This window comes from Rhodococcus sp. 1163 (genome assembly GCF_002091985.1).
Lineage (GTDB): Bacteria > Actinomycetota > Actinomycetes > Mycobacteriales > Mycobacteriaceae > Rhodococcoides.
In genome coordinates, this window is sequence record NZ_MKKX01000013.1 from 1 (window position 1) to 14,407 (window position 14,407).

A 14,407-nucleotide genomic window follows, 5' to 3' on the forward strand; every position below is an offset into this window, starting at 1 on the left:
GCATCGACTGTGTCAGGCGCTCGCCGCTTCCGATTTACGGGGTGTAAGCGCGGCCAATCTCATTACGTGAGCCAATATGCTCTTGTGAACAATGGTCGGCAACACCAGGTTCCACATCTGGTTCAACCGCTCGTACAGGTCGGTTCTGCCGGTCAACATCTCCGAGAGAATCTGCACTCCGGTGAACGAGCCCACGATGAACCGGGCCAGCGCGTCGATGTCGGTGCCCTCGACGATGTCGCCGTCCTCGGCTGCTTGCAGCGCAATCTCTTTGATGGCGTCGATCCAGTCCAAGTACGGTTTTTCTATCGGACCCTGGATGCTCCCGATTTCCATCGTCAAGCGCATGCCGCCTCGCGCGATGGGCTCGGTTACGAGCTGCCGCGCCATCTCTTGGGACACCAGCACCAGCATCTCGATCGCGGTGTCGGACTGAGTGCCCACCAGTCGGTTGCCTTCCATGGCCATAGCGTGTTGCGCTTCGATGACCGCGTGCGCGAGCTCTTCCTTAGACGCGAAGTGGAAATACATCGCACCTTTGCTCACACCGGCGTGCTGCAGGATGGTGCCCAGGCTGGCGGAGTAGCCGAACTTTTCGAAGCTCGTGGCAGCTCCCAAGATGACGGCCTGGCGCGTAAGAACAGCGCGCTCCTGCATGTAGTACCTAGCTCTCGTCGATGGCGGTGTGGCTCTCAACGATACGTCGAGAGCCACCCAACCAGCGTCCTCGGCACCGACATGCTGTGACTACCTTGGTGCTCGGAGCCGGTGGCTTCATCGGCTCCGCTGTCATGCGGCAATTCGCTTCCGGCGATCATGGCCACGTCATTGGCTTGTTCGTACTGTCAGCGCAGCCGGAGAGCTCGAGGACGTCGGGATGATCGCTGCAATTGGCGAGATCAACGACATCGGATCCCTGCGAGCGGCCATGAGTCAGCCCTCGACCGTTATCAGCTGCGTTTCCTACGTAGGAAACGATCAGCAACAAAGATTTCGCGTCAATGAGCAAGGCATGCGGACCGTTACGTCGATCGCATCAGAAGTCGGTGTCGAGCGGTTGCTCTATGTCAGTACTGCAGCGGTGTACGGGGCGGGGCCGTTTCGGGATCTACCGGTCGATGGAGCGCCCATCTGCCCCGCAATCGGTGGCTAGTCGGACGCGGGCCGTTGCAGAGCTGTGCGTCCGTGACAGCGGAGGTCTGGTCATTCGACCGCATCTCGTCTACGGGGTCGGCGACAGTTGGTTTCTACCAGCACTTGTAAAAATCGTGACTCGACTGGGGGTAGTCATCGATGACGGATTGGCGCTGCAGTTGATAGTCGGCGTCGATGACCTCGCGAGCTCTCTACGTCATCTCGCGGTCGAGCAACGATTTCGTTATGGCACAACGCTTCATGTCAATGAGCCTGAACTGGTGAAAGTCATCGACGTTCTCACGCATCATGCGCAGGAGGCGAACTGGAGTCTGCCCCGGAGTTCGATCGCCCGGGTCGACGCGCTGAAAGGTAGCCAAGGAGCTGGGACTCAACATCGCGCAAGATAGACATGATCAGCGTCGACCATTGGTTCCGCTCTCGTCTGTGCTGGTCGTAGAGCGTCGATTGACCGTGTCCTCGTTATCTATTGGATGGTCCTTGAAACCGAGGGCTGCGATCCCCAGGATTGGTATGACTTCTTGCCTCTGTCATCAATGATCCGGAGGGGTGGTGCCGCCGGGTGTGGTGGCCCCACGGACCGCTGATGGGCACAAGGCCGCTCATCATGAGCAGGTCTCTTCATAACGTGGGTGTCGGGTGTTGACGCCGGATCGGCGACCGGTGGGACCGGACGAAGGACTCGCTTCATGGACACGAGTTACGTCGTGTTTTGCGGCATCGACGTGGGAAATCCGAACATCACGCCGCCGGCCTCGACGCCGAAGGCACTCGCCCCAACGACGAGGCTCGTCTGCGAGCAGTATTCGACTGCCCACTACACGGACCGCTGTTGATCATCGTCGATCAGCTTGGGCATAGGTTAAGACACGGAAAGTGGAGTGGCCGAATCTACCGATTGTCGGAATCTGACATCGAGTCGTTCGTTCATACCTCGATTCCTCCTTGGGGTTGATCTCCGCGCCCAGTTGAATCGGTGTCATTTCTTGCTGTGGTGGGTCTTTCTTTGGTGGGTTAAGCGCCGTAACCACAGAGCGGTTGATAGCAGGATGAGTAGTCCTGGTCCCGCATGCACGGCAACCACCCCGAGATAATGCGGTCCGCCCCAGTCCTGTTCGTACGATTCGGGGCGGTCGGGGTCGACGGTGGCGATCTCCGCCACTGCCCGTGCCACGAAGAACACTGCGATCACCGCTAGCAGGACCAGTCCGCACCAGCGCAGCACTGTCACCGCACGAGGTCGCTGCGTCGTCATGGGAGAAGTCGTTCGCGCGGTCGTCGTTGCCGTGTTGCGGCAACGAGGTCGGTGGCGAGCGGTAGCCACGGCAGCAGCAGTGCAGCAAGAAGTACAGCCCTCGGTCCGCTGTCGGGTGCCCAGAGAATGTTGTCGGTCAACTGATGGGTCAGCGCTACCCACGCCACCCCAGCAGAGAGTGCCATCGCCATGGCTATCTGAAGCAGGATTGGGTGAGAGCGAACCTGTTGGCGGGCAGCATTGCCAAGCACGTCGAGCACCACCGCCGACGTCATCGGCTGGGCCTCGAGCAGGGCCCGAAACTCATCGCCGTAGCGACTCCGCCACGATTTTGGATGCAGCGCGAGAAGCAGCGTGATCATGCCGGGGCCAGCCGGGTGCGGCCAGTGTCGACTATTCGAGACCAGGTGGCGATTTGCGCTGTCAGTGCTTCGCGGCCCGACATGGTGATCTCGTACGGTCGTCGTCGGTCATCCGAAGGCAGTGGGGATATAAGCCCTAGGTCAACCATTTTGGTCAACGCGCCGTATAGAGTTCCCGGACCTAATTGGAGCCCAGTCTGTTCGAGGACGTCGGCGGTGATGGCATAACCGTGCTTGGCCCCTCCGCTGAGGGATAGCAGAACCAGCACTCCTGGCTCACCGAATCGAGCTAGTCCTCGTACATCGCGCCCTTGTTTCGCCATACGATGCATCGTATCGCGAGTGTCAACGGTGAATTGTCGGTGCGCGCTACTACGTGTGCAACGTTGATGGCTCGCTGTGAACCCGTGTCGAGGTGGGCGTTTCTCGAGACTATGTCTGCGGTGGCGTTGTCGGTCGCGACGTGCGTTTGCTCTGATTCCGCTGGCTTTCATATATGCGCGGAAGAGCTCCGTCAAGCACGGTTCGTGTGGGCTGCCCACAGTGATCGATGCATAGTCGTGAGCTGATCCACTGAGCCTGTACGTCTCGAAGGGCACCCGTCCGCGCCGGTAGCCCTGCAAAGAACTCCATTTCGGTGCCGGCGAGCAAGTGCCGGTACTCCGGCTCAACCGTCGGGTTCGCCGGTGGAAATACAACCGGTAGACGAATGGGTCAGGTTGGAAAGAGCCGAACATTTCAGTGGTGAGAATCGCGTCACATTCGGGGTGTTCGGTTCTGAATAGATGCACCATGGTCGACATGTCGGTGTCGGAGAGTGTTGTGAGGGTTGCATCACCACGTGTGCGGCGCAGCCCGTCGGCAACATCGGGACAGGATACGAGCCGTGTATTTGTCCACTTGTGCCGAACAACAACATCTGCCGCTGATGCGGGCCTGACGTACCCCCGGTCCGGGGAGCGTCACCGACGATGATCCGCTGCCCGAGGATTGCTGGCGGCACGTCGGCAGTTGCGTTGGTGGCCGATAGTCCCCCAGAAACTACGAGTAGATACAGAAGGTGACGATGTGCGGACCCTCGAATGTGAAGTCGACGAAACGTGGATCGATATCAACGACCACATGAACGCCCAGTACTACGGGATCGTGGTCTATCGCGCACACGCCGCGTTCACCGACGCACTAGGTCTGGGCGACGACTACGTCCGGCAGACGGGGTTCGGGAAGGTCGTCGTGCAGAGCGCAATGACCTACGAACGAGAGGTGCGGCGCGGGACATCGCTGGCCGTCGATTCCTGGTTGCTGGGGGTGGATGCCAAACGCCTGCACTTCTTCCATGAAGTGCGCACTCTCGGTGACCGAACGCGGGTGGCGGTGTCCGAGCAGTTGGACCTGCACGTTGATCTCGAGACGAGACGAACCACTCCGATGCCCCCCGACGTCCGCACCCGGCTCACGCGTTTCGCTGCCGAGCAAGGTGAGGCGGGCCTACCTGACGGTGTGGGGCGCACGATTCGTTTCCCGCGGAATTGACCTCGGAACAGGTGGGCTACGGGAGGGGGATCCGAGCTCTCTCGTGTTTCTTGCGGCCCTCACACTGGCGGCTTGGACGCCCTTCTCGGTCAGTCCTGCGGGATTGCCCACCGGTTGCGGCTACCTGCGTTGTACCGTCGTCGAGCGCGCCCAGCAGATCGCGGCAGTTGCCGAGCACGCCGTGCGGGGGTTCACCGCAGGGTGTCGACTATCGAAGAGGTTATCCGGCTCGGCGCCACAGCCGCGGCGGTGTTCAAGCATTCGGGTGTCAGGAGACTGTCGGTGGCGAGCTTTCGGTGATGCTGTGCCACAGCTGAATCCGTGAACCAGGCTAGGTCGACGGGTCGGTAGCCGCAACGTCGGCCCTCGTTGAGGGCGGGTCACCACCAGCTGGTGCGACCGCGAGGCGCACGTTGGTCACTCCAACGGGCCTCCTTCGGTTGCCCCGGTTATAGATCCTTCTCATCGGATCTGGTGGATTTCTCGCCCGACCGATTTGCTGACTGAGGCGACACCAACCACGATTCGATGCCGACGCTGCCAAAACCAGACAGCTGCCACTGCAATCACGGGATCGCATCCACCAAAGGTGGGTAGGTCGCAGTGTCCAACCATCCAGCCTTCCGATCGGCCTTACTGCCGAGCGAATCGGTTACCGCAAGTCCAATCGCGGATCTGTGCTCCGGCTTCCGGATCGAGGTGTCAGTTCTGATCCGCGATGGCCGCGATGGCCGCGTTGATCGCATCGACAACCTTGCGCGGCTCCTCGAAACTCAGGTAGAGGGGGTTGAATCGCGGGGTGGAGACCTCGACGACCACGACGTCCCTCCCGCCCTTGACGTTCCAGTAGTGCCGCTCGCCGTCCTTACGCCAGGTCCCCACCCACTTATGTCCCGGAAGGCCCAGGCCGGGCGCCCTCACGCCCTTGTACTCCTGAGCAGCGCCTGGGTCATGCGTAGCGCCGCGCACCTGGGATAGCGACACCTCGATACGGCGCACGAATCCCCACAGCTTGTTCAGTCCGCGTGGCTCGACCACGAGCATTCCCCTACTTCGGTCGATCGTCACGTTATTCATTCGTTCCCTTCCGTCAGGCCGGCCCGCGCCAGCAGTCGTCTACCGAGTTCGTGTGCCGCCTGATCGCCCCATGCGTCAATCGCTTCGGCGCATATCGCACGCACCTCCCCGTCCCGAGACGCCAATTCACCCAGGGCGACGAGCAGCAGGCCCGACCCGCTGGGTGCCGTGGACGTGACGGCAGCGTGCAGGCATGCGAGGAAGAGACCACGTTTGCTGCCGAATGTGGCGTAGAGACTTCCCCGATGGACTCCGGTCACCTGCACGAGACGATCCATCGAACTACCCTCGTACCCGTCGCTGTCGAAGAGGACAGTTGCGGCAGCAACAACCGTGCTCGACTCAAACCCTCTTGGTCTGCCCACAGTTGAAGAATGCACGTTCTAGAACGACCAGTCAATAGCCCGAACGTCGGTCCGAGCGCGGGTGCACTGCGCACCCAGGCCGGTCGCGGATTCCGTGAGGGAATCGACTACCGGACCCGAACGATCCGCTGGGCAGGATGTTCATCGGCATGCTGGAAGATATCCTCGCGGCCGGTTTTCTGCGGAAAAGCTGGGGCTCAGATCGAAGGGGTGGTCAGACGTGAGCTTCGGTGAGCGGGTGGTGGCATGGCTGCCACAGAGATGGCTGGCGAAAGTTCTCGCCCATGCCGAGTTGCTGAAGTTTTTGAGCGTGGGTGCTATTACGTTCGTATCCACCGTCGTCATTTTTTTCGGTCTCAAATGGACTGTTCTTCCACAGAACCCTGTTACCGCCAACATTCTCGCTGTATTGGTTTCGACGATTCTGTCGTATGTTCTCAATCGCGAGTGGTCGTTCTCCAATCGCGGCGGGCGACCGCAACATCATGAAGCAGCCCTGTTCTTCGGTGTAGCTGGGGTCGGTTTGGCACTCAATCAAGTCCCACTGTGGATTTCACGCTACATCCTGGATCTGCGCACCCCCCATGTGTCGTTCATTGCGGAGAATCTTGCTGACTTGGTCAGCGGCACGATTCTGGGCACTTTGATTGCCACCGCGTTCCGGTGGTGGGCGATGAGCAAATTCGTGTTTCCACACCAGCCAACTCAATCGGCCGAAACAGTGGACTCCGAGACTGTGGACTCAGACCTGGACAAGTCTGCCTAGCCACCACCGCAGCGGGCATGCTCTGCGGGCCGGACGAGCAGGGTCGCATCGAGTCGAGGGGATGAATCCTCCGACCGGTGTGACCGCCAGGTGGGCATGGGTGGCCGGGCCAGCGGCGAGTATCCAGGACGGGGTGTTCTCGTCGTGGCGGGGCCGGTACTGGATGCCCCTGTAGCAACAGCGCAGAGGGCCCAATAGTCGAACGATGCCCGGTCATCCTGACAGCTGACCGTCGGCTGGAACTCGCTGAACTGGTCATTCCCAGAAGAAGCTGCCCGGTGATCAATCCGGAACCGATCGCTGACGGAGCGCCCGCCAAATTAGCTGGGCAGGCAGGTAAAGTACTGGCGCCAAATTCGGTGCTTCGGTTGGCGCCCCAGTTTCGGGGTTCATCACCGGACTACCTCTACCGGACGGTCCATGTCAGCGAGTTCCGGTCAGGCAAGTCAGTTTCAGAAGAGGACTGCATTCTCCAGAAGACGACTGCACGCTCGGCGAAAGCATTATCACTCCAGTCGTTCCCTGCCTGCTGCTGAACCCCAAGTCCGGGAATTGATCGGGTGCTCCTATCGGAGCCACCGCGTCGATCAACGTTGCACGTCGACTGCCGAATAGACCGGGCGTGAGTGAAGCCGGCACCGGTGTCCTTGGAGATGGACGAAGCAGTGGGCGAATGACAACACATCACTACCCAAGCATGCCGGTGACGTTCACGGGGTGCTGTCAGATGAAGTTGACGCTGACAGGTGCAAGGTTCGGGCAGTTGTCATCATGGTTCGTTCGGCGAGTGCCGGGTTGCAGGAAAGGCTGACACCGAGAGTGGGGATCATCTCGAGCAGTGCGGGTGCCCACTGGTGACGGTGTTCGGGGAAGCATCTGTCGAGGAGTTCGAGCATGATCGGTACCGCCGTGGAAGCGCCTGGTGATGCGCCGAGTACCGCTGCGATCGTTCCGTCCTGGGCGGCAACGACTTCGGTTCCGAATTGCAGCACTCCACCTCGGTCGGGGTCCTTCTTGACGATCTGTGCGCGTTGACCCGCTGTGATCATCGACCAGTCCTGTGGGTTCGCCGTGGGAACGAATTCTCGTAGCGCCTTGAGCTTCTTCGACTTGCTCGCTGTGAGTTCGGTGACGAGTAGTCGAACGAGCGCGAGGTTGTCCTTGGCCATCGCGATCAACGGTGTCACGTTGTGTGCGCGGATAGATCTGGGCAGGTCCAGGACCGATCCATTTTTGAGGAACTTCGGGCTCGACCCGGCGTAGGGGCCGAACAGAATCGACCGACTGCCGTCGACCACGCGGGTGTCGAGATGTGGCATCGACATCGGCGGCGCCCCGATCGGGGCCTTCCCGTACACCTTTGCATCGTGCCGATCGGTGACGTCAGGGTTGTCGCATCGCAAGAATCGGCCACTGATAGGTAGCAATGCATACCCGCGGGCGTCGGGAATGCGCGCCTTGTGGAGGAGTTTGAGGGCCCAGCCGCCGGCGCCGACGAAGACGAACCGAGCGCGTGTCGTGGTTTCCGCCCGGTTATGGCGGTTCCGGATCCGCAATTGCCATGTGCTGTCGGGGTTTTGACGCAGGCCTCGACCTCCTGGTGCAACCCGATGTGAACGCCGGCCGCGGCGAGGTAGTCGAAGAGTTGACGGGTCAACGATCCGAAGTCGACATCGGTGCCGGTGACATCGCGGGTTGCCGCCATGGCCTCGCCGCTCGGGCGGGAGTCGATCAGCAGCGATGCCCACCGGCGGATCGTGTCGGGGTCGTCGCTGAATTGCATCGAAGCGAACAGTGGATGCTCGGACAGTGCTCGGTAGCGGCGGCGGAGGTAGTCGACGTTGTCGGTTCCCTGCACGAAGGTCATGTGTGGGACGGGGTTGATGAAACTGCCTGGGGTGCGAAGAATTCCGGTTTCGACCAGGTGGGACTGGCAGGTCCCCGATAGTCGGACCACTTCGATCTAGAGCCGCTTCTGATTGATGTCAGTCGATCTCGCAGCCGTCCACCGGCTGGTGGGTGTGGGTGCATTTCGCAGCGTACTCGGCCGGCGTTCGGTAGTTCAGCGACGAGTGGCGGTGCCGGTGGTTGTGGTCGTCCTTGAAATCCTCGATCACCACCCGAGCCTCGAGCAGGCTCATCCAATGGTTGCGGTTCAGGCATTCCTTCCGTAGTCGGTTATTGATCCCCCAAGGACTTCGTCCAGGGAGGTACCCCCAGATTCGATGTGCCCGTTGTTCCACGGTGTGCCCGGCGGGATGTACGAGATTCCGATGCGGTCACGGCAGAACTGCTGCAGCACATGCGATATGAACTCAGGTCCGTTGTCCATCCGCAACACCAGCGGCGGCCCACCCCACAACGCGAACGCCTTCTCCAACTCTTCGGTCAACCGCCGAGCCGTGATCGACCGCTCCACGATGTTCAGCACCGACAGCCGGGAGTGCTCGTCGATCATCGACGCGATCTTGATCGCCTTGCCGTCGACGGTGGAGTCAAACTGAAAATCAAGTGCCCATACGACTTTCGGAGCATCGGCCTCGATCTGTGGGGTCGAGCTGATGCCGGCACGCTTGCGGGGATGGTAGATCCGAACCTGCAGACCCTCCTCTTTCCACAACCGGTGCACTTTCTTCTTGTTCACCGTGATGCCCGCATCGTGCCTCAGATGCGCCCAGGCGCGGCGGAACCCGTGCATCGGGTTCTTCCCTGCGTAGGTGCAGAGCGCCGCCCTCAGGTCGGCGTCAGGGTCCGCGGGTGTCTGCGCGATCGGAGTTCGGGCGTAGGTGGATCGGGGAAGCCCAACTGCTTTGCAGGCCAACCGTTTCGACAGCTTCAACGTCTTCACGAGCATGTCCACGGCGCGGCGCTTAGCAGCTGGGTCTAGAATTTTCCCTTGGCCACCTCTCTCAACGCGTCCTTCTCGAGCTCCGCATCCGCAAGCAGACGTTTGAGCCGGCCGTTCTGCTCACGAAGGTCCTTGAGTTCCTTCGCGGCGTCGGTGTCCATGCCGCCGTACTGGCGGCGCCAGTTGTACAACGTCGCCGCCGAGACTTCGAGTTCGGCGGCGATCTCCTCCTGCGTTTTGCCCGCCGCGGTGAGCTCGCCGGCTCTGCGCAGCTTGCGCACGATGTCCTCAGCGGAGTTTCGCTTCCGTCCAGCCATAATTCTCATCTTCCTATCCGCCCAGGTCACGGGCAACAGGACTCTAGAACAAGATGGCGTCGTTCACCGGGGACACGCCAGGACCACAGTTGTCGACTGACCTGGAACTGTTCGTTGATCGCGATCGCTTTGGTGATGTCGATGGTGCCGTCGGGCAGCTCGCTGGTGTAGTTCAGCTCGCACAATGCGGCGTGTCCGGTGCCGGCATTGTTCCAGACATTCGAGGATTCCTCGGCGACGCCGGGCAGGCGTTCGTAGACGCGGATCGTCCATTCCGGTTGCAACCGGCGCAGCAACAGTCCCAGCGTCGCGCTCATGATGCCGCCGCCGATCAACACGACATCGCACATGGCTTCGTCGACCGGTTCCTGCTCAGTTGAATTCATTCGCCGCACCCTTCTCGTACTTAGTACAGTTTCGAGGTTATCACTGCACCTGTACAGCTGTACAATTCGGGGAGTGACATCTCGAACAAGTCCGATCAAGAAACGTCTGACCAAGGATTCCGTGGTCGAAGGCGCGCTGGACGTCGCGCATACTCAGGGATTGGATGGCCTGACGATTCGCCGTCTGGCCGACACGCTCGGCGTCTCGCCGATGGCGATCTACTGGCATGTGAAGAACAAGGACGAGCTTCTCGAAGCGATGGGCGATCGAGTGTGCCGCGATCTCGAGCTCACCGTCGATCCGGCCGGCTCCTGGGATGAGCAACTACGCACCCTGCTGAGCGACTTCATGCACGTACTGGCTCGCTATCCCGGCGCCGCCCCGATCGTCATGCCGCGCATGCTCTACTCCGACACCGGGCGCCAGCTGATGGAACTCTCACTCGGTCTGCTCCGGTCTGCGGGCTTCACTGTGCAGGAAGCAACCCAGTTGGCACGGCACGGGGTGCGGACCGTCGTCGGACTTGTCAACGAGCCACTGTTCACCGGATCCGTCCTCGAACCCGAACGGCACGCTCAGCTCAACGCCGAATACGACACGATCCGAGACGGCTTGCCTCCGGACCGGTACCCCAACATTCTCGCAGCGTGGTCGGATCTCTCAGACGACACAGCACCCGAGACGTTCAACAAACTGGGCATCGCAACCTACGTCCACGGCGTCACAGCAATGGCCCGAGACAAGCATGACTGTTGTTGATGGTTCCTGAAAACTAACCCCGACAGGTTCCCGGAAAGGTGACCCCGGGGGAAGGCGGGGCGATATCTGCGGAGGATTGGGCGGAGATCAGGGTTGCAACCCCGATCCCAGAACTCCTCATAAAAGACCGCACCACCAACGACGGACCCGTCTGTGGTTGATGAGCACAGCTACGCGGGAGGGGCGAACACACGCAGCGCTGCCGCGAACTTTTGGGGCTGGACTTCCAGGATTAGTGTCCACGAGTTATCGATGTGCATCTGACGTGCGTTCGGGAACAGCTCCTCGAGGCGCCGTGCGTGCGAGCCGTTCCAGTTCGCTGACACGACGTGTGCACTCGGGGGCATCGAGCAACGCCAGTAGTGCTGAGGCAGAACCAGCAGCGAGTTGATCAGTCAGCTTGCTCCATAACCGCTAATCAGCCGCCTGTCGCCCGTCGGTCACCACACGTGCCAGAGTCGGCGGGCCGGGAAGCGGCGCCTGATGTTTACATAGCCAGTCGACCGCGCCTGCGAGAATCGCTTTGGGGCCATCGCCGGTGACCCACGCCGCCAACTCCCGCCTCGACCTTGGCATAGGATGTCAAGCCGTAGTCGCGCTGGATCACCCAAGCCTGTTCGAGTTTGATTTCCTTTTGCTCGGTGTTACTGCTCCACACACGAGGAGACCTCGATACCCAACTGCTCGGTGAGATAGTCGTCCAGCTCCGGGGGCGCGCCGAGCGGATCGGCCAAAAACATTCCGAGCTGGCGGACCGTCACGATCTGAAGGGTGAACCCCAACCGGGTGTAGTCCTGACGCCGCCCTGCGATCAGCTTCCGGTTCTCGTCATCGAGGTAGAAGAACCGTTCCAGCTCGACACGGGACAACGCCCCGAATGCTGGCAATATGCATGTATTCACATCGTGCGCAATTCTTTACCGACCGCAGAGTCGTGTCAGGTCAGAAACACCGTTTAATCCACAGGCCCTGACATGGGAAGTGCCGGTACCTCATTGTTGGGTCCCAGGAGGAAAAGGATTGAAGCGCTCGCCGGAAGCCCAGACTCGGGACCAGTCCCACAGCGGCTCCAACGCCTGGCTCAACCGAATTCCGGCGAACGAGAGTTCGTAGGCGCGTTTGGCGTTCTTCTCGATAACGCCCGCTTCTTGCAGCTGCCTAAGCCTCTCGGCCAGCATGCTCGATGAGCAGTTGTTCATGCGTCGACGCAGTTCTAGGAACCCAATTTGACCGGCTTCGAGTTCCCACACGATGCGCATGCTCCAACGCTGGCCCAGAAGATCCATCGCGGCACAGGCGGCTGCTGCTTCCTCATCGCTGCCAGATCGGTCAGGTGGAGGTTCGTTTGCGCTTCTCATTTCGAACCACCATAGTTACTTCTGAATCAGAAGCGTAGGGCGCTGAGTGAATGATGGGGTAGAGAGATGATGGTGGAAAAGGCGAAAAGGACTGCTCTGGTGACGGGTGCCTCTCGCGGGATTGGAGCTGAGGTTGCCCTCCAGCTCGCATCTGCTGGTTACCTCGTCCTCGTCAATTACCGCGAAAAGCGGGCTCGAGCTGAGAAGGTGGTCAGCGAGATCGAGTCTGCCGGTGGCAAAGCCTTGGCTCTTCAGGCAGACCTCGCTGACGTCCGAAGTGTCGAGGCCATGGTCGCGTTGGTCGCAGATCGGTTGGGGCACCTTGATTTGGTAGTCCTCAATGCGTCCGGCGGATTAGAGTTAGGCGCAGCATCGGACTATGCCATGCAATTGAACCGCGACGCGCAGTTGACACTGACAGAACTCGTTCGACCCATCATGCGACCCAGTGGCCGAATCGTGTTCGTCACCAGCCACCAAGCGCATTTCGTCGGCCAGCAACCGGTGCCCCGAGACTACGAGCCGATTGCTCTGAGCAAACGGGCGGGCGAAGACGCACTGCGAGCCCTCATTCCTGACCTGCGTCGACAGCGGATCGACCTTGCGGTTGTGTCCGGGGACATGATTGACGGAACCATCATCGTGCGCCTGCTCGAGCGGCGAAATCCCGAAGCGGTGACTGCGCGCCGCGAACAAGGCGTCCTGCCTACAATCGAGGAGTTCGCCCAGGTCGTCGTTCAGGCATCGACCACCGCCATCGAATCTGGACAGACGTTCTACGTCGGAGGCGCAGATTATCTGCAGTACAGCAAAATCGAGTCCCCTGCGCCCGCACCTCGTCGTACTCGCTTCGGGGCTGGCTGAACTGCATCCCTGCGGTCGCCCACTGGGTGTCCATCGCGCCGATTTCCTCGACGGTCCGGTGGCACGCCGCTTTGTTTGCGGGGTCGAGCTGCAGGACGGTGAACCGGGGGTCTGTGATGGGGAACGTTGTTCCGCGAGTGGTGGCCACCACTGCGTGTCCAGCAGCGAGTGCTTGCTTCGCGGCTTCTCTTGGGTTCACTTCGGCCTCGACAATGTACCCACGGTCGATTTCGCAGCTGAAAGCACTGCTTCCTGCAAGCGTAGGCGCACGACATGTGTTGCACCATTAGCCTTAGGCTAGGAACGCTTTGCAAAGCTCGTAAAGTCTTCTCCACGTCGGTCAACGCCGAGTGTGGCGACCAGATCTTCGTGGAGTTGGAACCAGACTGTGTGGCAAGAGTCCAAGTTTGACTTGTCGATCCAGTCCCGTTGTCCGTCTTTCGCTTTGCCCATCGCCAGATCGAACCGGGACGTGTAACCGTCAAATCTGGACAGCACCTCGGAGAGGCGTTTGTTCAGGGGAGCGAGTTCCCGGCCGAGTGCAGTGAGTTCATCGAGAACGCGTCTATCCCATACGAGGTCGGCGTGGTCATTGGAGGCGAACTTGTCTGCTTCGGTGGCCTTGATCTGCCAGTCTGTGACCGCACGGAGCAGACGAGCGTTGAGCGGAAGGAAATGGCGGTAGACGGCGGCCACCGCGCCCGTGGGGTCAGCAACTACGCGTTCCGATGCGAGCTGTCGCTCGTTCTCCGACTTGCCCGATTCGGTGAGCGACCAGCCATCGAGGTCAGCGAACGCGGCGTGCTGCACCCAGCCCTCACGCTCCGCCTTACTGAGCACCCGCAGAGCTTCGGGGTGACTCGTACCCGCCCGCTCGGCGACCGTTCCACTGTCAGCGAAACCTACGAGGCGCACGGCGTGCAGCACGAGCAGTTCCGGCGCGGACTTGTGCGTCATGCTCGTCCGTCCTGCCTGGCGCTGAGCCGGTTCACGTACTGCTGGCAGGCCTGCGGAGATCGAAATCCCATGGCCTCGGCGATCTGCGCCCACGTCAGCCCCTCGCTGCGAGCGACGAAGAGTAGGCCGACTTCCACGCTTTCGAGCTCGGCGCGAGCCGCCGGGAGCAACGACAGCGACCCCAGAAGCTCATCCGGGGTCAGCTCGGATGAGCGCCAGAGCGCGTACTGCGTCAGATCTACCGCCGAGGGCGAGGTTGCCGGATCGGGCTTCCACGGTCGCGGTGTCAACTGGTCTGCGCCCTTGTCGAGAAGTCGGCTTTCGGCGTGGCGCTCTCGCCGAGCTCGCGCGTGGTCGGCGCTGCTGGGCCGCTCGACGTAGTGCTTGGCTTCCATGCCACCCAT

General features: G+C 60.9%; 15 protein-coding genes and 4 pseudogenes. 6 read left to right on the forward strand and 13 right to left on the reverse strand.

Features of this window, described 5'->3' with window-relative positions:
- Positions 1 to 12: 12 nt before the first annotated feature.
- On the reverse strand, positions 13 to 657 hold the full coding sequence (locus BJD99_RS02045; RefSeq protein ID WP_084345128.1) for a ScbR family autoregulator-binding transcription factor: 645 nt from the start codon (positions 655 to 657) through the stop codon (positions 13 to 15).
- 220 nt (positions 658 to 877) lie between these two features.
- Here BJD99_RS02045 and BJD99_RS21150 point away from each other — a divergent pair, with 220 nt between their 5' ends.
- Both BJD99_RS21150 and BJD99_RS20640 read left to right on the forward strand, forming a co-directional pair.
- Positions 878 to 1,153, forward strand: a complete 276-nt coding sequence (locus BJD99_RS21150; RefSeq protein ID WP_256895341.1) for an NAD-dependent epimerase/dehydratase family protein — start codon at positions 878 to 880, stop codon at positions 1,151 to 1,153.
- Between the two features lie 691 nt (positions 1,154 to 1,844).
- Positions 1,845 to 2,005 (forward strand): annotated as a pseudogene (locus BJD99_RS20640) (IS110 family transposase); the annotation flags it as partial.
- 129 nt (positions 2,006 to 2,134) lie between these two features.
- On the opposite strand, the gene BJD99_RS02055 reads toward BJD99_RS20640, so the two are convergent.
- From BJD99_RS02055 to BJD99_RS21480, 3 genes are read right to left on the reverse strand one after another with little or no spacing between them, the layout of a single operon-like run.
- Positions 2,135 to 2,410: a hypothetical protein gene (locus tag BJD99_RS02055; protein WP_084345149.1), complete on the reverse strand. Its 276-nt coding sequence runs from the start codon at positions 2,408 to 2,410 to the stop codon at positions 2,135 to 2,137.
- Positions 2,407 to 2,772, reverse strand: a complete 366-nt coding sequence (locus BJD99_RS02060) for a hypothetical protein (protein ID WP_084345150.1) — start codon at positions 2,770 to 2,772, stop codon at positions 2,407 to 2,409. The genes BJD99_RS02055 and BJD99_RS02060 overlap by 4 nt, the downstream gene beginning before the upstream one ends.
- On the reverse strand, positions 2,769 to 3,575 hold the full coding sequence (locus tag BJD99_RS21480; RefSeq protein WP_373270499.1) for a PadR family transcriptional regulator: 807 nt from the start codon (positions 3,573 to 3,575) through the stop codon (positions 2,769 to 2,771). Before BJD99_RS21480 ends, BJD99_RS02060 begins: the two co-directional genes overlap by 4 nt.
- Before the next feature lie 265 nt (positions 3,576 to 3,840).
- Between BJD99_RS21480 and BJD99_RS02070 the strand changes: the two genes are divergently transcribed.
- Positions 3,841 to 4,305, forward strand: coding sequence for a thioesterase family protein (locus tag BJD99_RS02070; protein ID WP_084345151.1), 465 nt, complete (start codon positions 3,841 to 3,843; stop codon positions 4,303 to 4,305).
- A 702-nt stretch (positions 4,306 to 5,007) separates the two neighbouring features.
- Here the strand turns inward: BJD99_RS02070 and BJD99_RS02075 are convergent.
- The gene (locus BJD99_RS02075) at positions 5,008 to 5,382 is read right to left on the reverse strand and encodes a hypothetical protein (RefSeq protein WP_143542014.1); all 375 of its coding nucleotides are present in this window, start codon (positions 5,380 to 5,382) and stop codon (positions 5,008 to 5,010) included.
- On the reverse strand, positions 5,379 to 5,762 hold the full coding sequence (locus BJD99_RS02080; RefSeq protein ID WP_306294084.1) for a TetR/AcrR family transcriptional regulator: 384 nt from the start codon (positions 5,760 to 5,762) through the stop codon (positions 5,379 to 5,381). Before BJD99_RS02080 ends, BJD99_RS02075 begins: the two co-directional genes overlap by 4 nt.
- A 205-nt stretch (positions 5,763 to 5,967) precedes the next feature.
- Here BJD99_RS02080 and BJD99_RS02085 point away from each other — a divergent pair, with 205 nt between their 5' ends.
- Positions 5,968 to 6,513 (forward strand): GtrA family protein, encoded by a 546-nt coding sequence (locus BJD99_RS02085; protein WP_084345154.1) that lies wholly within the window; start codon positions 5,968 to 5,970, stop codon positions 6,511 to 6,513.
- Positions 6,514 to 7,223: 710 nt separating this feature from the next.
- Here BJD99_RS02085 and BJD99_RS02090 read toward each other — a convergent pair.
- The 3 pseudogenes from BJD99_RS02090 to BJD99_RS02100 all read right to left on the reverse strand — a co-directional run.
- A pseudogene (locus BJD99_RS02090) lies at positions 7,224 to 8,470 on the reverse strand (malate:quinone oxidoreductase).
- Between the two features lie 28 nt (positions 8,471 to 8,498).
- Positions 8,499 to 9,678 (reverse strand): annotated as a pseudogene (locus BJD99_RS02095) (IS3 family transposase).
- 77 nt (positions 9,679 to 9,755) lie between these two features.
- A pseudogene (locus tag BJD99_RS02100) lies at positions 9,756 to 10,064 on the reverse strand (malate:quinone oxidoreductase); the annotation flags it as partial.
- A 73-nt stretch (positions 10,065 to 10,137) separates the two neighbouring features.
- On the opposite strand from BJD99_RS02100, the gene BJD99_RS02105 reads away from it, so the two are divergent.
- Positions 10,138 to 10,824 carry a TetR/AcrR family transcriptional regulator gene (locus BJD99_RS02105; RefSeq protein ID WP_179142147.1) on the forward strand — a complete coding sequence of 229 codons (687 nt, stop codon included), beginning with the start codon at positions 10,138 to 10,140 and terminating at the stop codon, positions 10,822 to 10,824.
- Between the two features lie 644 nt (positions 10,825 to 11,468).
- On the opposite strand, the gene BJD99_RS02110 is transcribed toward BJD99_RS02105, so the two are convergent.
- Both BJD99_RS02110 and BJD99_RS02115 read right to left on the reverse strand, forming a co-directional pair.
- Positions 11,469 to 11,693 (reverse strand): DUF4158 domain-containing protein, encoded by a 225-nt coding sequence (locus tag BJD99_RS02110; RefSeq protein WP_179142148.1) that lies wholly within the window; start codon positions 11,691 to 11,693, stop codon positions 11,469 to 11,471.
- A gap of 123 nt (positions 11,694 to 11,816) precedes the next feature.
- Positions 11,817 to 12,182 (reverse strand): helix-turn-helix domain-containing protein, encoded by a 366-nt coding sequence (locus BJD99_RS02115; protein ID WP_256895348.1) that lies wholly within the window; start codon positions 12,180 to 12,182, stop codon positions 11,817 to 11,819.
- Positions 12,183 to 12,251: 69 nt separating this feature from the next.
- Between BJD99_RS02115 and BJD99_RS02120 the strand changes: the two genes are divergently transcribed.
- On the forward strand, positions 12,252 to 13,046 hold the full coding sequence (locus BJD99_RS02120; protein WP_084345182.1) for an SDR family oxidoreductase: 795 nt from the start codon (positions 12,252 to 12,254) through the stop codon (positions 13,044 to 13,046).
- Positions 13,047 to 13,343: 297 nt separating this feature from the next.
- Here the strand turns inward: BJD99_RS02120 and BJD99_RS02125 are convergent, their stop codons facing one another.
- On the reverse strand, positions 13,344 to 14,003 hold the full coding sequence (locus BJD99_RS02125; RefSeq protein ID WP_084345158.1) for a transcriptional regulator: 660 nt from the start codon (positions 14,001 to 14,003) through the stop codon (positions 13,344 to 13,346).
- Positions 14,000 to 14,398 (reverse strand): DNA-binding protein, encoded by a 399-nt coding sequence (locus BJD99_RS02130; protein WP_084345183.1) that lies wholly within the window; start codon positions 14,396 to 14,398, stop codon positions 14,000 to 14,002. Before BJD99_RS02130 ends, BJD99_RS02125 begins: the two co-directional genes overlap by 4 nt.
- Between the last annotated feature and the right edge of the window lie 9 nt (positions 14,399 to 14,407).